The following is an 18,253-nucleotide window of genomic DNA, read 5'->3' on the forward strand; positions in this document are numbered from 1 at the left end:
TTTGGTGCGTGTTGTTGTTCAAGCCATGGCCATTCCAGCCTCCCCCGCTTTAAGAATCGCCACGGCTGTTTTACTGCTGGTGGCTGGGGCCGCCTCAATTGTGTTCCCTTTCCTTTCAGCAGCGGCAGTTACCTTGGCCTTTGGGGCTGTGGCGGTGGCAGCTGGGGTTAGTCAACTACTGCGTTTGGGGGCAGCAGCTGATCTAAAAGCGCGCATTTTTCGTTTGGTGGCTTCACTGCTCTACGTGGTTGGCGGCCTATTTGTGTTGCTTTTCCCGGTTGATAGCACCTTCAGCATTACGCTTTTTCTAGGTGCTTTGCTAGTGGTGGAGGGGGTTATGGAATTAGCTGCCGCCGCCGCTGCAGCGGGGCCCGCCCGCAGTTTGGTGTTGCTAGATGGAATTATCACCTGCCTACTTGGTGGCATGGTGTTGGTGGAATGGCCCTCAGACACCCTTTGGGTGGTGGGCACACTTTTCGGTGTGGCGTTGTTGTTTTCCGCTTTCCGCCTATTTGTTAGTTCGGCGGAGGGGAGCCCACAAACCAATAGCTGATGTTGTTGCGGTAGCCAGCGGTGCCTGGCAGCCTTGATGGTATTAAAGGTTTGCCAGCAACAGCAGTGGCCAAACTTGCAAGTTCAATTGGATTTAGATCAGTTTTTAAATCCCCACCCAGCACTGAAATCAGCTGCGGTAATTGGGTGATCACCTGGGGTGATGCCAACTTTTTCAATAGGGCGCTAACCACTAATCTCTGCCGATCCATGCGGCCAAGATCGCCTTGTTCATCGTGGCGAAAGCGCAAAAATCCCTCCAGATCATTGCCCCTCAGGGTTTGCAGGCCAGGTTCAAGGGCAATAGCAAGGTTTTGGCGTGAGTCGTTGTAATACATCGTTTTAGGTACATTTATCTCCACCCCCCCAACGGCATCACCAAGCTTTCTGATTGCCTTTAAGTTGATTAAAATGTGGTGTTGTAAGGGGCGACCCAGAAGGTTTGAAACCTCTGTTTCCGCCTCTTGGATTCCACCTAAAGCAAATAATGCATTTGCTTTTATCTCACCATGAACGGCGGAATCGATAAAAGTATCGCGGGGAATTTGCATCAAATGCACCCCTTCCCGGGTGGGATGCAATGTGGCCATCACATCAGTTAACACCCCCGATTCATCTGTGCCAAGGATCAACACATCTTGGGGGGGCTGCAGCAGCAATTGTTGAATTGCAGCGCCAGGATCTAAACCCCTAAGCGCATTAAGGCTCGGCTCCAGCAGGAAGGCGCCAAAACCCAAGCCCCCTGCCATGGCAATGGCCAAGCTGAAAAAACCAAGTGATTTTTTTTGCGGCTGGGCAGCACCCCACTTAGGCACTTCTTAATCCTCTTTACCTTAATTTAAGCAAATTCAGCCCAACTTTTCCAGCCGGGCATAGGCCCTTGCCGCTGGCAATGCGGGTTCTAGTTGCATTGAGCTGAATGGTGGCAATGGTTTGCGCCTTAACCATGCCCCCCAGCGAAATTCATGGAAAGGGATCAGGGGTGCAGCTTCGATAATTCCTTCTTGCTTAAGCTTCCACACCAAGCTGCGGTAGGGATCATCCTCCAGCTCGGTGAGGTTTTTGGGCAGGGTGCTGGGGTGCTGAGGGCCCTGGCCTCTGCCGTTGTAGAGATACAGCCAACCTTTTTGCTGCAGTATTTGCAGCACCAGATCTGCCTCCACTTCTTGGAGCTCTAACACCACATAACCAAAGGCCGTAGCACTTGGATCAATCTCCAGCAGGCCGCGCAGCCGGTGATGGCGATCAAGCATCCAAAAGCCAGCTCCTGGGCTGTGCACCAAGGGAACGGGTTTGCCTTTTAGATATTTACGCCTTTCTTTAAGTGAATCAGTTGCAAAATCCTTGCGCCGATGTTGCACCTCCGCTAGGCCAACACACATTTGGGTTGGTTTTAAATCAGCAATTGCTATTTCTAGAAGTTTGCCTTCTTTTGGCGGTGGCGGCAGGGCATCAAAGGTTGGAAGCTGCAAGGTCATGGAGTTAGGGCAGGGATGGTGCTGTATTCCAAAGTGCAGCGGTAGCGCAGATCATCTCGCACTTGAAATGTTTCGCAGTTGCTGCTCGTGATAGTGGCTCCTGCGGGGATTTGAGCGCGGGCCCTTTCCTGGGCATTGCCTTGATCCCAGATTGATTCAGCGGTTACTGAATTAGCAAAGCAGGGATTACTAGTTGCCGCGAGGCAAACGCCTAGGGCAATAAAAAACCTGCGTGGCAAACGGATGGCCATGAACTTTCGTTGCGGCAGTTGGAAGCAAATCAGCACTACGGCGAATCAGCAAAAAATGCTGGCATTGTCAGCAAACTCAAACAAACCACTGGAGGTGGCGATGGCTTCGCGGGCTCCCCTGCCTTGGGTTCTCACCTGGGATGAAAATGGCGAACTGGAGATTCACGATCAGATGGATTTATTGCTGAGTGAACCGGTGTTGGAAAAAGCCTGCGACGTTCCCATTAACCATTTAAGCCTTAGCCCTTGGGCAAAATCCGAAAACGTCGGCTGGCTTCCAATTTGCAGCTTTCCCGAGCTGGATTCAAAGCTTCCCCATCTTGAAGCCGTTGAATCAAACAGCGGCAGGTAAAAACAGCCATGCCTTCAGGGGGCTGTTGGCCAGCCTGGGCAAAAGCGCTCTGGAAGCCAGCCATGCATAGGTTTTGGATGGCTGTTTCGGCCCGTAGGGCTTGGGGTAACCCAAGCCACAGGCTGATGCCTAAAACCAGCCTAAAAGCTGACATTACTGTGATGCTTTATACCAATTGATATAAAGCCATCCAAGCGCTTTTGTGTGCCTTTAGGGGGCAGGTGTTAATCAGCCCACTGCTAGGCGAGTTATCTGTAGTTCCTTTTGCATCACTTTCACCTGGCTAAGGGTACGCATTAACTCAGGCGGCATGCCTTTGGGTAGATCGATTGTGCTGTGGTCGTCGAAAATGTTGATGCGGCCAATCTTTTTGCCATCTAAGCCGGTTTCATTGGCAATGGCGCCAACAATATGGCCGGGTTTGATCCGATCACGCCAGCCCACCTCCACCCGGAAGCGTTCCATGTGGGATTCAGGGCTATCGCTGCCCCGGCCCCCTGGCCCCCGGCGTTCAGCCCGTTCGGGCCGTTCATTGCGACCCATACGCGTAACTGAATTTTGAACTTGGGGCACCACCAACAAGGGTTGATCGCCTTGGGAGAGCCTTAGGGCGGCAAGGGCTAGTTGCTCTGGGGTGGCTTCGGTTTCACGGCTGAGCCTTTGAATGATTTCAGCCATCAGTGCCACCTCCTGCTGGCGCTCGCTCGCTACGGGTTCAGTGAGCAGGCAGGTGAGTTTTTCCTGCAGTTGGTCTAGGCGCTGTTGATTGATTTCCGCATCGGAGGGCACCTCCATCGGTTCAATCGCACAACCAACGGCCCGCTCTAGCCCGTAGAGCAAACGGCGCTCCCTGGGGGAGAGAAACAGGATCGCGTCCCCTTCCCTGCCGGCGCGGCCGGTGCGACCAATGCGATGCACATAGGCTTCGCTGTCGAAGGGAACGTCGTAATTAACAACTAAACCAATGCGCTCCACATCAAGGCCCCGGGCTGCCACATCGGTGGCCACCAACACATCTACCTTGCCATCTTTTAAGCGTTCAATTGTGCGTTCCCGCAGGGATTGGGGAATATCGCCATTGAGTACAGCGCAGGCGGTGCCACTGGCTTCAAGGGCTTCAGCCACCACAACTGTTACCGCTTTTGTGCGGGCAAAAATAATTACACCACCGCGGCCGTGGGCCTCAAGCACCCTTTGCAGAGCAGGTAGTTTTTGATGATGGGGAACACTGATAAAACGTTGGCGAATGCGGCCGGCATCAGCTTGGCGGGTGCGAATGGTGATCTCAGCCGGTTGCTTTTGATGTTGTTGGCAAATCCGCCTGATTTCATTTGGCATGGTGGCAGAAAACAACACCACTTGCCGCTTAGTTGGTAATTGCTCCAGCACCCATTGCACATCGTCGATAAAACCCATGCGCAGCATTTCATCTGCTTCATCAAGCACCAGTGTTTCTAATTTGGAAACATCAAGGGTGCCCTGGCGCATGTGATCCATCACCCGGCCTGGGGTGCCAACTATTACCTGAACACCCCTACGCAACTTCTGGATTTGATCGCGAAAATCAGTGCCTCCGTAAAGAGCAAGCACATGAACCCCAGGGGTACATGAGGCATAGCGTTGAAAGGCTTCGCTTACTTGAATTGCAAGTTCACGGGTTGGCGCTAACACCAACACCTGAGGATGGCGCGCTTCGATATCTAGCCTGGCTAGCAGCGGTAGGGCAAAAGCAGCGGTTTTACCTGTGCCTGTTTGAGCTTGGCCCAGCAAATCCCTGCCGAGCATTAATTCGGGAATGGCAGCCGCCTGGATTGGTGATGGCTCCTGATAACCGCAGCGCTCTAGGGCCTCTAGAAGGTTTGCAGGCAAACCAAAACTGGCAAAACCAGAACTGGCAATAGCTGAATTTGATTCAGATGATTCGGAAGCTGGATCCTCAGGATTCAGTTCGCTAGGCAGGGGAAATTGAGGCGTAGTAGTCACGGTTGGATAGGGCGATTGTCGCCGTAGGTTGGCCTGAAATTCCTTGATTCAGGCCGGCAGAACCCACGTTTTGATCTGCCTTGCCCTATTCAGATGGACTTTCAACAACTGAAATATATCACCCGATGCTCCATGGCTGAGGCCCTACTTATCGGCCATAGTCATCGGCTAAACGTTCAATATCGGCTTCACTAAGAAGGTCCCCCCTTTGGATTTCAACAATCAACATCCCTTCAAACCCAGCTTCAGCTCGATGAATAGATCCACAGGGCACATCAAATGTGCTGCCAATTGGGGCTTCTAAATCTTGATCGTTAATGGTTACCGAGCCACCGCCAAGGGCCACATACCAATGCTCCTGGCGATGCTGATGACGTTGCAATGAAATGCGCTGATGTGGGGCAATCCACAATCTTTTTATTAGATAGCCCTCCCCCTCCGCCAAGGTTTCAAACCAGCCCCATGGGCGTTTAGTTATTGCCATTGCTTCAGCCATCGTCGTCGCCGATTGCCTGGCAAAAACGAGTGGCGATAGCTATTTGCTGGGCTGTGAGGCCAGGGGGATAGGGAAGTTGTTCATTCAGGGCGCCAGGGCCCAGCAGCCATTCATCAATGCCAAGCTGGGTGCGCATGCAATCGCGATACATCGCTGGTGGGGTTGGGGTTAGGGGAACGCCGATAAAAGGTGGTATTTCCAATGCATTAATTAGGGAATGCTCCAACACTGCTTCTAAAAGTGCAAATTCAGCAGTTTTGTTATGGAACTGAAAAAAGTAGATCGGCCCGATCTTGGGCGCGGGTTAGGGCTGTGTAGAGCAACCTGGGATCCAGCCCCTCGGCTTCATTGATCACAACTATCACCTGCTTAGCTTGGCTGCCTTGGCTTTTATGCACTGTGATCGCAAGGGCCGGTTCCACGCCAACAAGCAATTCCAAGGGGATGCGCTGGGCGCCATCACCGCTGGCGATAACCGCCACTTTTCGGCCCCTTTCATCGCTGCGAATTAAGCCCAAATCACCATTTGATAGGCCTTTTTCATTGTTATTGCGGTTGATTAAAACTGGGGTTCCCACGGGCCAAGCCAAGGGATTATTTCGATCTAAGCCAAGCCAGCGTTCATTTAATTGATCCACCCCATGGCGGCCCTTTCGCCGCGGCGCCAATAACATTAATTCCAGAAGCGTGTTGAGGGCTTCTTGATCTGAATAGTGCTTATTTTCAGCTGCTATTAATAGTTGCTTGCGGTGCAGATTTAAGCGTTCAGTTAATTCTATGGGCCAACCCAGATTTAAATTGTAGAAACCTAAATTGCCTGTTTCTGGCAGCTGCTGCAATTGTGTGGCCAAATCGATGGGCCCCTTGCGCAGCTGCTGAACAAATTCCCCAAGGGCAGTGGTTTGATTGAAGCGATGGGAGCCTTTTAATTCGATTAAGCATTGCGGTGCCTCTGCCGCCAGCTTTGCTTTCAAGGGAGCGAGCACACCGGCCCCGGATATCGGTGGCAGCTGGCCAGGATCCCCCAATAAAAACAGCTTCACCCCAGGGGGTAATGCCGCCAATAGGGCCTCCAGCAGCATTATTTCCACCATTGAAAATTCATCAACAACAACGCTGCTTAACTCCAGCAACCGTTGTGGTCCCCGGCGAAATCGGCCATCACCACTGGCCTCAAGCCAGCGGTGAATGGTGCCGCATTGCATCCCCTCGGGCATTGGCGCCATCGCCTCCCTCAAGCGGGCGGCTGCCTTGCCAGTGGGGGCCATTAGGGCCGTTGGCTGATTTATCTCCCCCAGTAGTTTTCGCACCAGGCTGGTTTTACCGCTGCCGGCCCCACCTGTTACCAAAAGTCCGTTGTGGGATTTGAGCAGATCAACAAGTTGCGCAAGCACCTTTTGTTGCTGTTTGAACCCCTTAGCCGTCCAGAGCTTTAACGGTTCATCTGGTTTTTTATCCAGCACCAGTGGCAGAGCTGCTAGGGCGCTGATCAGTTCATCTGGTAACTGGCTTTCAGCCAATTCAAGCGGTTCTTTACCTTGGCCAAGATTGCTAAAAAACAATTCCAGCAATGGCTTTAAGGCCTCTGCCTGGCTTTGCACGCTGGCTGGCGCAAGGGCCAATAGGCGGGTGGCACTCATGGATTAGTAAGCCAGGCGCTTTCACCATTGCGGGTGAACAACATCAAGGCGTGAACGGGGCAGGGTTCGGATTTGGTTAAACCAAGCCGCAGCCGCAGCCATTGCTCTATGGCGTGGCGATAGAGCTGGGCCTGCAGCCAATAATCCTTATCTGCCATCAGTTTTGCCACAGGTTGGCTGAGCCGATTTGTTTTCCAATCCAGCACCACCCATTGCAGATCTCCATTGGCAGCTGGTGCCCGGAACACCAAATCGATCACCCCATTTAAAAAACCGGCCCTGGCTTGGGGTAGGCGTTGTTTAAGCCGTTCTTTTGCATAGGAGCAAACCAATGGATTGGGGTGTTTTGCGAGTTGACTTAGGGCCTCACCCAATACATCTAGGGGCGGGCCGTTTTCAAAGCCACTCAGGGGTAAATCAAAGGGCAATTCCCGCAAACTGTTTTGGCGTTCAATTTGATTAAGGCGCAACTGGCCCAGGGGTCCCCCGAGGGACCTCTGCATGAGTTCTTGCAGGGCTGGCCTTAGCTCCGCGGCCAAGTGTGGTTCAAAGCCAGAACGGGCAACGGCATCAACAAGAATTTTTTGGACCTCTGGTGCAGCTAAATCAGCGCTGAAATCAAGCTGCTCCAGCACCCCATGCACAAGGGTGCCAAAGGCAGCACCAGCTGGAAGGCTGCTCCATAGGGGGCTTTCTGAGCTGCCGGCCCCATCACCTGCTGGGCTGTTATCTGGATCAAAGCCCTCTTCTTCCCTGCTGTAATCAGAGGCAACTTGGTTTTGTTCCACCAAGCGGCTGTAGCTCCACCTGCCCCAGGGGGCAAGGTTTGGCCGTGGCAGCGATGCTTTGACCTGGCTGGCAGGAGCCGGGGACAGCAGGCTTGGGATTGCAATGGTTGGCTGGCTTCCTTGGCTGGGCTGCGGCTCCACCAGTTCAAATTGGATGCCTAATTCAAGGCAGCGGCGTTGCACCTGTTGTTGCAATTGGGGGTTTTCCTTGATGGCTGTTGCTATGGCCTCCCATGGCTGCTGGGCCCTGGGCCTGCGCAGTTCGCGATGGAGTAACCATGCGGGCAAGCTGGTGGCGCTATCGCGCACCCGACCCCAATCAAGGCTCAGTTGATGGCAGGCGCGGGTAATACCCACATAGCCGAGGCGTAACCCCTCCTGCCAGGCCTCCAGTTCTGCCGTTTCGCGCCTTTCCAGCCTTGGGGAACTTCCATCACAACGGTTTAATTCCAAGATGCGTTTTTGGCTGGCTTGATCCCAGCCCCTAAATGGTTCCTCCGCCTTTGGCCCCCCGGAACCACGCCAAAGGGTGGGACACCAAACCAAAGGAAATTCCAAACCTTTGCTGGCATGAAGGGTGCTGATGCAAACCATCTCCCCAGCAGCCACCAACCGTTGCTGGCTGCTGTTGGAGCCTTCCGCACTGCAGCGTTTTTGCGCTAGCCAGAGGCCAAGGCGGGCGGGGGAGGGGCGTCCTTGGGTTTGCCAGTTTTCTTGCAGCAGTTCGCCAAGCTGAAGCAAATCGCTCACCCGTTGGGCACCACCAAGGCAAGCATTGAGGCGGGCTATGCCAGGGCCGGTGGCAATTAGCAGCTCCAGGGCCGGTAGGGGGCCAAGTTGCTGGTAGCGCTGCTCAGCTCTGCTGATTTTTTGCAGCCATGAACCATGTTCAAAGTCGTCCCAGGTTGAAACTTCCCCGGCGTTAAATCCCCCTAAAGGTGATAAGGCAAGGGCGAGGGCGGGCGGTTTGCGGCCATCTGCCGCAAGGGCGCTTAGGGCAAGGGCAACACTGCCAGCTTCCGCCGTAGCCCAGATATTGCCACCCCTGCCGATGCGAGCTGGTATGCCACGGCTGAGCAATTCCCGTTGAATTGCCAGCGCTTCTGTATTACGGCTCACCAAAACGGCCAGATCGCCTGGATTGATTGGCCGCCAGCTATTGCCCGACAGTTTTTCTAAACCTTGAGCAAGGCAATTTTGCAAGTCGCTGGCCACACTGGCTGCCAGGGTGCGGCTCAGGTTGGTTGTGGCTGTGGGCTTATCGCCGCTGGTGATCCAGCGCAACCGCACTGGAGGCACAGGGGCTTTGCTGTTGCCATATCGCAACCGAAAGGAGGGAGTGTTTGGGGGTGCCTGAACTGGGTGGTAAGGAATTTCGGCACTTCCAAATGCTTCGCCTTCGCTAAATAATCGGTTGAGCACATCAAGTAGTTGGGGATCACTGCGGCGATTGGTGTTGAGGCCCGCCCGCCTGCGGTTATTGCCACTGGTGGCAAGGCGATAGGTGCGGATGTCGCCACCACGAAAGCGGTAGATGGCTTGTTTGGGATCACCGATCAGGGTGATTGGTAAATTTCCTGCAAATAAAGAATCAAACAAACGCCATTGAATTGGATCCGTATCTTGAAATTCATCGATTAAGCAGCATTTATATTTACGCTGGGCCCAGGTTTTAAGAGCGATTAATTGATCTGGCTCTAGTTTTGCAGGATCAACCCGCTCGAGTAGATCGGAGAAACTGAGGACGTTTTGAGCCAACCTTTGGCCGCTGGCCTGCTCTTTTATTTGCAGGCAGAATTGCTGAAGTAGTTGTTCAATTGGTTGATAACAGAGTTGATCGGCCAGGTGATGGAGCCCCGCTGTTGGTGCCTGGCTGGGGTCGGCCAGCACCAAACGCAGGCGATTGGTGGCGAAGGCTTGGCATAGATGGCGATAGGTTTTTGCATTGTGAGGCGAGGGATTTAAAAAAAACTGCTGCCTTGCTATTTCCAGCCGACTTGGCAATTCAGTTAGCCTGGTTTTAGGAATTATTTTTACGGGAGTTTCGTTGCCTTTGCCTTTACATAGGGCAACCAACGCGGCTGCAGTTTCATCGCCTTGGCTTGCTAGGGCATTGTGAAAGCGCTGCTCTAGATCTGCCCACAGTTGCTCGGGATCAGTTGCATATTTGGGATTGGCTATTTGCATATCGCGGTCGTCGTCTATCAATTGGGCTAGCTTTAAAAGTTGATCTGCCCTTAGATCAGCGTGGCTATGCACCCATGCCTGCCAGGGGCTTGAACTTGGCGATAGCTTGCAGCGGCGCCAATGGGTAACAAGATTAAATAGCAATTCCTGGTTGTTTTCTTGTAATCCCACCATCGGATCAATGGCCAGCAAGGGCCCGTTGGCGCGAATAAGGGTTTTGATGAAGCCATGGATGGTGTGGATTGGGGCTAAATCCACTTGATCTAATGCTTTTAATAGCCTTAGCAGTGGTTCATAGGGATCGGAACTTGAATGCCAGCTAGCGATTAAAGGGGCAAGGGTTTCATCTAGGGCGGGGCTATTTTCCGCCTGTTGGCCGATGGCCATCGCCAATGCGGTGGCGGCCAAGTTCAAGCGATCACGAATCCGCCTGCGAATTTCTGCCGCCGCCGCCCTGGTGAAAGTAACCACCAGGATTGATTCAACAGGCAACCCTTGTTCTGCAATTAAGCGCAATACCCGGTGGCTGAGGGCATAGGTTTTACCCGTGCCGGCGCTGGCCTCAATCACCTCGGTGCCAGAGGGTAGAGCTCCATTTAAATCAAGGTTAGTCATGATATTTTGGAAGCTGCTAATGCTTCATCAAGCGGTATCAAAATCTGCTCAGCTAGGCTCAAACAATCAGCCTGATCCCACCAACTAAATAAATTTGGTGCCTCACCACCATTTAATTGAATGATTGAATCTGGCCATTGATAATTATCTAATTGATTCCAATTCGCTTCTGGATTTAGCCGGTAGTTAAGCAGCAACCAACTGGCTTCTGGTTCAAATGGCAAGGGCCGATTTAGGCCTTCTTGATGTAATTTAAGCAGTAGAGCTAGGTGTGTGTTGGCTGTTGCAGAATCGATGGGATCAAGGCATAGGCTGATTAGTTCTTCCTGTTCACCGCTTGCTTTTGGGCCAATTAAATAGGTGGGGCGTGGTTCAGTTTGATTGGCATCCAAATGGGCAATCCAAGCTTGCAGCTTGCGTTTTGCGTTTAAAACACCGCTGCTGATAATGCGTTGTGAGTTTGGCTGGCTTTGCTGCAGTTGCTGATCAATTTGCAGTAGGGCAAGGCTGCGCTGGCGAAGGTTGGCGCTAACCACCTGGGCGGCCGGGCCTGAGGGCAGTTTGCCCCGGCGCTCTAGGGCCCCCTGTTGCTGTTGCCAGGCAGCTGGGCTTAGCCCATCAACCCCTAGGGGCAGCATTTGTTCGCCTATTTGCCAGCGATGCAAACCATCTAGTTCTGTTTCCTCTGGATCCCAGGCTTGCTCTGGTTTGCGTTGCAGTTGGATGCCATGGGCCCGCAGGAATGCCCGGGCCGGATCGCGAAAAAATAGTTGTAGTTCGCTTAGATCGCTGCTGGCTGTTTCAGTGGCTGGCCAATCCAAATTGGCAGGCCATAGGGCTTCAAGCCCATTGATGGGGGCTACTGGCAGGGGCCGCAGCGGTGGGGCGCGGCGCACCAATAGATCTTTGATCGCTGTGCCATCACTGCAGCGGTATTGAGTTGTTAAGCAGCTGATTAAATCGGCCAGGGGACCCGCTGGGTTTTGTTCTTCCCCCGTGCGTGGATCAGTGCCCGTGTAGGTGGCAATCCAGTGGTGGCGGCAGGCCTGCAAGGTTTCGAGCAGGATTGCTCGATCCTCCTGGCGGCGGCTGCGATCGCCCCGCCAGGGGTTGCGCGCCATCAGGTTGTAGTTAGCGAAATTGTCTTGGCGGGGCAGCCGTTCTTCATCCATGCCCAGCAGCACCACCACCCGATGGGGAATGGAGCGCATCGGCTCAAGGGCGCTGAGGGTAACGGCACCACTTACATGGCCATAACGGCCTTGCTCTTGGGCTTCTGCCTCCTCCAGCAGTAAAACCACTGCCTCCCGCTCAAGCAGGGGCGCATTTGCGGGGGCAGTGCGCAATGGTTTGAGCAATTCATAAAGTTCAGGTGCCTGCCAGCCATTGAGGCCAGCGCTGTTGCTGAGCCCTTGCACGGCCTCGGCTAGGGCTTCTGCCCAGGCCCCTGGAGTAAGGGGTTTTTCGAGGCGCTGTAGGAAATCAAATAGGGTTTCGCAGGCCTTGATTAGTGCCTGCACTAAAGCGGCTGTTAAAAGCGGATCGCCGTGGGCAGCTATGCCTTGCCATTCGCCGAGGGCTGCAGCTTCAGCGGGAAATGGATCCTCTATTAGTAGGCCCAGCAGCAGGCGATCTAGGCCCCATTGCCAACTGTTTTCGCCGCCAGCGGGATAACCCCACTGCTGGCGATGGCTGCCATCTTTTCCCCAGGTGATTCCAACCGCTTGGATTAGGTGCAGCCATTGGTGATGTTCTAAATCGATAAGTTGCATTGCTTGCGCCACCGGTGGCAGCAGCAATAAATCCAGCACCGCTTCCCTTTCGTAGCGGCTGCCGGCAAGAGCTAGCAGTTGGAATAGGAGATTGATTTGGGGATTGCGTTGCCTGAGGGTGCGATCGGTAACGCGAATTGGCAGGTGGCGGGGGTTGCTGCTGCCGCCTGGTTGCTCAAAGGTGGCGAGCACTAAGGGGGCAAAACAGGCCACATCCGTTGTTAGCAGCAACACCTGGCGCGGTTGCAGGCTGGGGTCGCGGGCCATTAAGGCAAGCACTGCTTCGTGGGCTTCCTCCACCTGACGGCGATCGCCGTGGCAGTGGATTACCTGGAGGTTTAGCTGCTCTGCTTTTAGCTCTAGGGGATTGCCTTTTAAGCCGGTTGCTAGATCGTGTTTGAGTTGATCTAAGAGCGTTGCCCCCTCCTTAAGGGGTGGGCTTGGCAAGGAATGCCGTTGGAACTTTTCCTCAAGGTTGGTGGAAATAAGTTCCAGTTGCCAATCAAAATCCCGCAGGGTGCGCCCGAGGTTTGCCAGCAGGGGATGCCCTTTGTAAAGAAGCATTGTTTCCAGCTGTTCCACCGCACTGGTTTCGTTGTTGATCGGAGGGGGCATGGCACCCCAAGGGGCGTTGCAGGGGCTCAGCAGGTAGAGCACCACATCCCGCCGGCCGCTGGCGGCAATGGTTGCGAGCAATTGCCAAAAAGCGGGGGCCAGGCTGGAGAGGCCAAACACATGCAGCGGACCCTCTTGCTGCCATTGCTTAAACAGCTCTTCTGCCTTGGCTAAGCGTTGCGGCGCATGCAGTAGGCGTTCACTGGGGTGATCAAAGCCGAGGGCCTTGGCTTTGTTTTGCAAGTTGCGCAGCAGTTGCGCTTGCCAGAGTTCGCTTGCCTCGAGCGGTTTGGCATCGAAATCAAGGTTTTCCGCTGCTAGCCAGCGGCGAATTGCCGCTGGGCGATAGAGGCCGTATTGATCAAGGGTGTCGCTTAATTGCAACAGGAATTGCAATTGCTGCCGGTTTAGCTGTGAATTGTTTGGCCAGTGCTGGCTACCTGGGATCTGGGGGAGCATTTGGGCCAGGTGCCAGCGCAGCTGTTCTGGTTCCCACGGATCAGGGTTATCACTGGGCTGCGCTGCTAGTTGCCGCACCAGATTGCGCAGGTATCGGCCACCAAAATCAAAATCGATGCCAGCGCAAATTCCCAGCTGTTCACTTAAGGCAAGGGCCAGCCAACGCCCCATGGCATTGGTGCTAACCAACACCTTTTGCACGGCAAAGGGATCCTCGGGGGTATTTGCCAGCAGCTGTTCAGCCAGGGCAGCAGCCAGGGTTTCAATGCTGTTGCTTTGGATTAAACGGAACAAAACCGGGTGGCAAGGAAGCGATCTTCAGCTTTTTTCAAGGTATTTTCGCTTAAGAAAGCACCCATCCAAGTTGAATTCCTGACACAATTTTGCATTAACGAATCAATTTTCAACGCCGTGACCACCGATCTCCAATGGAGGGAGAACGGAGAGCTTCATCCCGATGAGCTTGAACGCCTCCAACAGCTGCTTTCAAACCAAATCCAGGGCCAAAGCCTGGAATTTCAAGCCCTTGATGGGGAGCTCAACCCTCACTTGCAAGGGGATCGGGAATTGCTTTGCTCGGCGCTTCAAACTCGCCCTTGAGCACGAATTCCAAGCGTAGTTTCATGAAATCAATGAAACTGCGATCGGTTGATATCACTGCAGCTGCTGGCCTTGGTACGGCAGCTGTTGTTTTTGTAAGTTCAGCTGCATTTAAAAAACTGGGCCTGCGCACCAGCCAGAAATCAATCTCTTTGGAATTTTCGGCGTAGTTGCGGCGCCGTTCTGTAAGCACCTCCGCCAGGGGTTCCTCTTCTGTAAGGAAATTTTCACTGGCTGCTACGTAGTAATAGGTGGCCATTAGCAAAAAGTGTTGTTCGGCCCTGGATTCTGCTCCAGGGGGCGGGGGTTAAGCACAAGCGCCTTCATTTGACGCACCGCCTGCTCGAGGCCCACGGCAAGGGCCCTTGCGATAATTGTGTGGCCGATATTTAGCTCCTCAATCCCTGGGATTGCAGCCACAGGCTCAACATTTTGGTAGGTGAGCCCGTGGCCCGCATTCACCCGTAAACCCATTTCACGGCAGTGCTGGGTGGCTTCAATCAATTTGGCTAATTCTTGGGCTTGTTTTGTGCCCCATGGGGCATCGGCGTAGGAACCGGTGTGCAGTTCCACCCAAAGGGCACCGCTGGCATGGCAGGCCTGCAATTGCTTGGCATCTGCATCCACAAACAAACTCACGGGGATGCCAGCCCCCTGGAGCCCACTAATGCATTGCTGCAGTTGGCTGCCCATGGCAACCACATCCAAGCCCCCCTCAGTTGTTACCTCCTCGCGCCGCTCCGGCACAAGGGTCACCATGGCTGGCTTGAGCCTTAGGGCGATCGCCTGCATTTCGGCGGTAGCGGCCATCTCCAAATTGAGGCGACTGCGCAGGGTGGCCCGCAACAGCTCCACGTCGGTGTCTTGAATGTGTCTGCGGTCTTCCCTTAGGTGCACGGTGATGCCATCGGCGCCACCAAGTTCCGCAAGCAAAGCAAGGGTTACGGGGTTTGGTTCCACCGTGCGGCGGGCTTGGCGCACGGTGGCGATGTGATCGATATTTACGCCGAGGCTGGCCATCGCAAATGCTGTCCAGGGATTGATCTTAGGAACCGCTTGGCTGGATATGGTTTGGCGATGGCCGATCCAATCCGCAGTGAAGTGGCCCCTTGGCTTGCGCCAGTGGCGATGTGGGCTACCCAAGACCTCGCTTTACGTTGTTATTTCAAATCCACCAAAGTGCTCGGCATTGAGCACTTACCCCGCAGGGGACCGGTGCTGCTTGCCCCCACCCATCGCTCCCGCTGGGATGCCTTGATGTTGCCGATGGCTGCAGGCCGCCGCATTCACGGCAGGGATTGTCGCTTCATGGTTACAACAACAGAGATGGAGGGTTTGCAGGGTTGGTTTTTAGAACGCTTGGGTTGTTTTGCCATCGACCAAAGCAAACCAGGCACCAGCAGCTTGAGGTTTGCCTTGGATCTATTAGGCCAGGGGGAACAGGTGGTGGTGTTCCCGGAGGGCACAATTCGCCGCGATCAAAGGGAATTGAACCTGGAGCCGGGGTTGCCACGCCTAGCCAGCTTGGCCCAGCTCAAAGGTTTACGGGTACCTGTGGTGCCAGTGGGTTTGGCCTATAGCCACCCCATTCCGCGCTGGTGGGATCGAGCTGCCCTTTGTTTTGGGGCGCCCCTGTTGCTTAATGGAACGGGTAAAACGGCTGCTGCGGAGTTGGAAGAGCGGCTTGCCAAGCAAATGCGTTCAGCTGAGGAAGCGGCCCGTGCCTGGGTGGGTAATTCCTAAATCAGCAAATACAGTTGTTTGATATCAAATCACCATAGGGTTTATGCGCCGATTGTTGCTGCTCTCAAGCCTTGCCATCGGCTTGGTGATTCCTTTTACACCAGTTGTTTGCTTTGCCCAAGCAAATGCGTCTCAAACAAACGACGGTTTCAACCTCAGCTCCGTTGATGCCCTGCTTGCTAAGGGCGATCGGGAAGCAGCGAGCGGCAACTTAACTGAAGCGGTGAAGTCTTACGACAAGGCCCGTAATGCTTCCCGGTCTTTGTTGTCTTTTTATCGGGATTTGGGCGGCGCCTTCCGCGGCCTTGATGCCCGCATACCAAGGGATATGGACCAAAAGGGTCGTGAATCGATTGAAAAGTTAGCCCAGGCCAACTTGCGTTTAGCGGCTGTTTATAGGCGTCAAAACCAATCGGAAGTGGCCGTACCCCTGCTGGTGGAAGTGGTGAAATTGATGACCCCCAGCACTGCTGATGGGCGTAAGGCCTATCAGCAACTGGTTGAGGTGGGTTTTGTTTCTACCCCCTACGCTGCACCTGCAGCAGCTGCTACCAACTGATCTAAATGGTTCAACCAAATGCTGTGGCAGCCGCTATCAGCCAGGTGCTGCCCGGTGCCCAAGTGGAAGTGGAAGACCTCACCGGTGGCGGCGACCACCTCCAGGTGAAGGTGTTATGGGAGGGCTTTAGGGATCTATCGCGGGTGAAACAACACCAGCTGGTTTATGGCGCCTTGCGCAGTGAACTGGCCAGCGAGGCGATCCATGCCCTTGCCTTAACAACTGCCTGCCCCTCCTAGGGTTCAACAAGATCGCTTATTTCTGCAATTCCCATGGATGCTTCACTCAAAAGCCGAATTGAAAGCTTGATTACAGCAAGCCCTGTGCTGCTGTTTATGAAGGGCAATAAATTGATGCCCCAATGCGGTTTCTCCAATAATGCCGTTCAAATTTTTAATGCCCTAGGGGTGCCATTTGATACGTTTGACGTATTAAGCGACCAGGAAATCCGCCAAGGGATCAAGGAATATTCGGAGTGGCCCACTATTCCCCAAATTTATGTAAAGGGTGAATTCCTAGGTGGATCAGACATCCTGATCGAGCTTTACAACTCCGGGGAGTTGAAAGAAAAGCTGGCGATCGCCCTTGCTTCCTAACGCCGTTCGGTTTCATACAAGCGGCTGGGGTCGCCATCGGGGCCCACAAAACTGGATGGATCGTGAATCCAACGATCCACCAGTTCTTCAAATCGCCTTTGGCTCAAGGGATCTAGCTGTTGTGTGCGCCTGAGGGCATGGCAATAACCATCGGCATAAAGCCGCAGTTCAGAGGGGCCGCTGTATCGCAACGCCATCTCTTGCATGGCATCACAGAGGCTTTGGAAATGACGAATGGCGTCGGGGTGTTGCAGCGCGGTCATGGGGGGACAGCTGGTAAGGCATCGCCTTTAGCCAGCAAAGCGGATCATCCCAGTTACGGTAGAGGGCCCAGCTAACTCATTGGTGGAACCCCCAGGCCAGTACCGCATCCTTGTGGTGGATCCACACCCCACCTTGCGGATGGTGCTTGCCCAGCGATTGCGCCAAGACGGCCACATGGCCGCTGCTGTGGGTAGTGCCACTGAGGCCCTTGAGGTTTGCATCCAAGAGCAACCTGAGCTGCTTGTGAGCGCTGAGCTGCTCGAAGAAACCACCGCTTTAAAACTGGCAGCCCAGCTGCGTTGTCCCGTGATGGTGCTCACGGCCCGCACGGGGGCAGAAGCGGTGGTGTCTTTGCTTGATGGCGGTGCGGAAGATGTGTTGCGTAAACCATTTGGCCTGGAGGAACTGGCCGCCCGCTGCCGCAAATTATTGGGCCGCAGCAGTGGCCTGCAGGAAAAAGTAAGTGTTGGCCCCCTAGCTGTGCATCTGTTGTTGCGGCAGGTAACCCTGCGGGATCAACCGGTGGAATTAAGCCCGCGGGAATTTGCCTTGCTCTGCGCTTTGATGATGCCCCCCGGCCATGTGCGTAGCCGCCAGGAGCTGCTCACCATGGCCTGGCCTCCCTTTAGCGGTGGCCCCCGCTCCGTAGACACACAAGTGCTCACCTTGCGGCGCAAGTTGGAGCAGGCTGGTTTAGGAGAAGGCGGTGGTATTGAAACCGTGAGGCAACAGGGCTACCGCTTTAGCTTGGATAATTTGCCCGATAAGGATTCAACCGTTGATGCCACCCCCCAAGACCAGCTGCCAACTCAAACCTTGGAACCAGGCACTGAGCAACTCAGCGGCAAGCAACAAAGCACTTAAAACAGCTAACAATTGATAGGTCCAGGGCGGTGTTAGCCGCTGCACGGAGCTGGTGTTTATACCAGTGGCCTGCTGCAAATTAGCCAGCAGTTCCGGAAAATTTGCCACCCGTTGTGGTAATAAAAAAGAAGCATCTTTTGTGCGTAGGTAATACACACGGCCCGCCTGGCTTGTGGCAACAGGTAGCAGGGCCTTGATATCAGCTAGTGGTAGCTGCCAGCCGCGGCGCATAAACCAACGGCACCAGCTGGGATAACTAACTTTTAAACTGTTGGAATCCAGCTGTACCTCTTCACTAACGAGGGCTAATACCAGCAAAAAGCCAAGCAGGGTACCTGCCAATAGCCAATATTTGATTGCGATTGGAGCAAGCACGGGTAGGGGTAACACCAGTGCTAAATACAAAATCAGCAATGTGTACTTAATCAGTGGAGCCATC

The 18,253-nt window shown here is 54.1% G+C and carries 20 protein-coding genes; 7 read left to right on the forward strand and 13 right to left on the reverse strand.

Translation table 11 applies throughout. The features are described from left to right. Positions 1-4 precede the first annotated feature (4 nt). A complete protein-coding gene (locus tag KBY68_RS00330; RefSeq protein WP_315855633.1) occupies positions 5-553 on the forward strand; it encodes an HdeD family acid-resistance protein in 549 nt (182 codons plus the stop codon). On the opposite strand, the gene KBY68_RS00335 is transcribed toward KBY68_RS00330, so the two are convergent. Genes KBY68_RS00335 through KBY68_RS00345 form a run of 3 tightly spaced genes read right to left on the reverse strand, consistent with a single transcriptional unit; the run spans position 516 to position 2,281 of the window. Then, positions 516-1,367, reverse strand: a complete 852-nt coding sequence (locus tag KBY68_RS00335) for an LCP family protein (RefSeq protein WP_255095471.1) — start codon at positions 1,365-1,367, stop codon at positions 516-518. The genes KBY68_RS00330 and KBY68_RS00335 overlap by 38 nt on opposite strands. A gap of 33 nt (positions 1,368-1,400) precedes the next feature. Next, on the reverse strand, positions 1,401-2,030 hold the full coding sequence (locus tag KBY68_RS00340) for a ParB-like protein (RefSeq protein ID WP_255095472.1): 630 nt from the start codon (positions 2,028-2,030) through the stop codon (positions 1,401-1,403). Next, complete coding sequence (locus KBY68_RS00345) at positions 2,027-2,281, reverse strand: hypothetical protein (protein ID WP_255095473.1); 255 nt, start codon at positions 2,279-2,281, stop codon at positions 2,027-2,029. Before KBY68_RS00345 ends, KBY68_RS00340 begins: the two co-directional genes overlap by 4 nt. A gap of 55 nt (positions 2,282-2,336) precedes the next feature. Between KBY68_RS00345 and KBY68_RS00350 the strand changes: the two genes are divergently transcribed. Further along, positions 2,337-2,633 (forward strand): hypothetical protein, encoded by a 297-nt coding sequence (locus KBY68_RS00350; protein WP_206603820.1) that lies wholly within the window; start codon positions 2,337-2,339, stop codon positions 2,631-2,633. A 228-nt stretch (positions 2,634-2,861) separates the two neighbouring features. Here KBY68_RS00350 and KBY68_RS00355 read toward each other — a convergent pair whose 3' ends face one another. The 8 genes from KBY68_RS00355 to KBY68_RS00390 all read right to left on the reverse strand — a co-directional run bounded on the left by KBY68_RS00355 (position 2,862) and on the right by KBY68_RS00390 (position 14,808). Further along, complete coding sequence (locus KBY68_RS00355; RefSeq protein ID WP_390634966.1) at positions 2,862-4,616, reverse strand: DEAD/DEAH box helicase; 1,755 nt, start codon at positions 4,614-4,616, stop codon at positions 2,862-2,864. 148 nt (positions 4,617-4,764) lie between these two features. Further along, positions 4,765-5,100, reverse strand: coding sequence for a phosphomannose isomerase type II C-terminal cupin domain (locus KBY68_RS00360; protein WP_255095474.1), 336 nt, complete (start codon positions 5,098-5,100; stop codon positions 4,765-4,767). Positions 5,101-5,104: 4 nt separating this feature from the next. Next, complete coding sequence (locus KBY68_RS00365; protein ID WP_106499854.1) at positions 5,105-5,341, reverse strand: hypothetical protein; 237 nt, start codon at positions 5,339-5,341, stop codon at positions 5,105-5,107. Positions 5,342-5,372: 31 nt separating this feature from the next. Then, positions 5,373-6,752, reverse strand: a complete 1,380-nt coding sequence (locus KBY68_RS00370) for an ATP-dependent DNA helicase (protein ID WP_255095475.1) — start codon at positions 6,750-6,752, stop codon at positions 5,373-5,375. Continuing rightward, complete coding sequence (locus KBY68_RS00375) at positions 6,749-10,342, reverse strand: UvrD-helicase domain-containing protein (protein WP_255095476.1); 3,594 nt, start codon at positions 10,340-10,342, stop codon at positions 6,749-6,751. Before KBY68_RS00375 ends, KBY68_RS00370 begins: the two co-directional genes overlap by 4 nt. Then, positions 10,339-13,482 carry an exodeoxyribonuclease V subunit gamma gene (locus tag KBY68_RS00380; protein WP_255095477.1) on the reverse strand — a complete coding sequence of 1,048 codons (3,144 nt, stop codon included), beginning with the start codon at positions 13,480-13,482 and terminating at the stop codon, positions 10,339-10,341. Before KBY68_RS00380 ends, KBY68_RS00375 begins: the two co-directional genes overlap by 4 nt. 244 nt (positions 13,483-13,726) lie before the next feature. Further along, positions 13,727-14,047: an MgPME-cyclase complex family protein gene (locus KBY68_RS00385; protein WP_106499850.1), complete on the reverse strand. Its 321-nt coding sequence runs from the start codon at positions 14,045-14,047 to the stop codon at positions 13,727-13,729. Beyond that, complete coding sequence (locus KBY68_RS00390) at positions 14,047-14,808, reverse strand: pyridoxine 5'-phosphate synthase (protein ID WP_255095478.1); 762 nt, start codon at positions 14,806-14,808, stop codon at positions 14,047-14,049. Before KBY68_RS00390 ends, KBY68_RS00385 begins: the two co-directional genes overlap by 1 nt. Positions 14,809-14,865: 57 nt before the next feature. On the opposite strand from KBY68_RS00390, the gene KBY68_RS00395 reads away from it, so the two are divergent. The 4 genes from KBY68_RS00395 to grxD are packed head-to-tail and all read left to right on the forward strand — an operon-like array spanning position 14,866 to position 16,686. Continuing rightward, a complete protein-coding gene (locus KBY68_RS00395) occupies positions 14,866-15,531 on the forward strand; it encodes a lysophospholipid acyltransferase family protein (RefSeq protein WP_241537109.1) in 666 nt (221 codons plus the stop codon). A gap of 43 nt (positions 15,532-15,574) precedes the next feature. Next, entirely contained in the window at positions 15,575-16,090 is a 516-nt protein-coding gene (locus KBY68_RS00400; RefSeq protein WP_255095479.1) for a tetratricopeptide repeat protein, read from the forward strand. 5 nt (positions 16,091-16,095) lie between these two features. Then, on the forward strand, positions 16,096-16,329 hold the full coding sequence (locus KBY68_RS00405; protein ID WP_106499847.1) for a BolA/IbaG family iron-sulfur metabolism protein: 234 nt from the start codon (positions 16,096-16,098) through the stop codon (positions 16,327-16,329). 33 nt (positions 16,330-16,362) lie between these two features. Then, entirely contained in the window at positions 16,363-16,686 is a 324-nt protein-coding gene (gene grxD / locus KBY68_RS00410; protein ID WP_106499846.1) for a Grx4 family monothiol glutaredoxin, read from the forward strand. Here grxD and KBY68_RS00415 read toward each other — a convergent pair. After that, positions 16,683-16,949: a DUF6761 family protein gene (locus KBY68_RS00415; RefSeq protein WP_106499845.1), complete on the reverse strand. Its 267-nt coding sequence runs from the start codon at positions 16,947-16,949 to the stop codon at positions 16,683-16,685. The genes grxD and KBY68_RS00415 overlap by 4 nt on opposite strands. 79 nt (positions 16,950-17,028) lie before the next feature. Here KBY68_RS00415 and KBY68_RS00420 point away from each other — a divergent pair, with 79 nt between their 5' ends. Further along, complete coding sequence (locus KBY68_RS00420) at positions 17,029-17,814, forward strand: response regulator transcription factor (RefSeq protein ID WP_255095480.1); 786 nt, start codon at positions 17,029-17,031, stop codon at positions 17,812-17,814. Here KBY68_RS00420 and KBY68_RS00425 read toward each other — a convergent pair. After that, entirely contained in the window at positions 17,722-18,252 is a 531-nt protein-coding gene (locus tag KBY68_RS00425) for a hypothetical protein (protein WP_255095481.1), read from the reverse strand. The genes KBY68_RS00420 and KBY68_RS00425 overlap by 93 nt on opposite strands. Position 18,253 lies beyond the last annotated feature (1 nt).

The sequence above is a fragment of the Synechococcus lacustris Maggiore-St4-Slac genome, assembly GCF_024345595.1.
GTDB lineage: Bacteria > Cyanobacteriota > Cyanobacteriia > PCC-6307 > Cyanobiaceae > Synechococcus_D > Synechococcus_D lacustris.

Coding starts and splice junctions, on each gene's coding strand:
- grxD (WP_106499846.1), top strand. CDS start 16,363: ATGGATGCTTCACTCAAAAGCCGAATTGAAAGCTTGATTACAGCAAGC.
- KBY68_RS00415 (WP_106499845.1), bottom strand. CDS start 16,949: ATGACCGCGCTGCAACACCCCGACGCCATTCGTCATTTCCAAAGCCTC.
- KBY68_RS00370 (WP_255095475.1), bottom strand. CDS start 6,752: ATGAGTGCCACCCGCCTATTGGCCCTTGCGCCAGCCAGCGTGCAAAGC.
- KBY68_RS00405 (WP_106499847.1), top strand. CDS start 16,096: ATGGTTCAACCAAATGCTGTGGCAGCCGCTATCAGCCAGGTGCTGCCC.
- KBY68_RS00400 (WP_255095479.1), top strand. CDS start 15,575: ATGCGCCGATTGTTGCTGCTCTCAAGCCTTGCCATCGGCTTGGTGATT.
- KBY68_RS00390 (WP_255095478.1), bottom strand. CDS start 14,808: ATGGCCAGCCTCGGCGTAAATATCGATCACATCGCCACCGTGCGCCAA.
- KBY68_RS00360 (WP_255095474.1), bottom strand. CDS start 5,100: ATGGCAATAACTAAACGCCCATGGGGCTGGTTTGAAACCTTGGCGGAG.
- KBY68_RS00395 (WP_241537109.1), top strand. CDS start 14,866: ATGGCCGATCCAATCCGCAGTGAAGTGGCCCCTTGGCTTGCGCCAGTG.
- KBY68_RS00340 (WP_255095472.1), bottom strand. CDS start 2,030: ATGACCTTGCAGCTTCCAACCTTTGATGCCCTGCCGCCACCGCCAAAA.
- KBY68_RS00350 (WP_206603820.1), top strand. CDS start 2,337: ATGCTGGCATTGTCAGCAAACTCAAACAAACCACTGGAGGTGGCGATG.
- KBY68_RS00345 (WP_255095473.1), bottom strand. CDS start 2,281: ATGGCCATCCGTTTGCCACGCAGGTTTTTTATTGCCCTAGGCGTTTGC.
- KBY68_RS00425 (WP_255095481.1), bottom strand. CDS start 18,252: ATGGCTCCACTGATTAAGTACACATTGCTGATTTTGTATTTAGCACTG.
- KBY68_RS00385 (WP_106499850.1), bottom strand. CDS start 14,047: ATGGCCACCTATTACTACGTAGCAGCCAGTGAAAATTTCCTTACAGAA.
- KBY68_RS00375 (WP_255095476.1), bottom strand. CDS start 10,342: ATGACTAACCTTGATTTAAATGGAGCTCTACCCTCTGGCACCGAGGTG.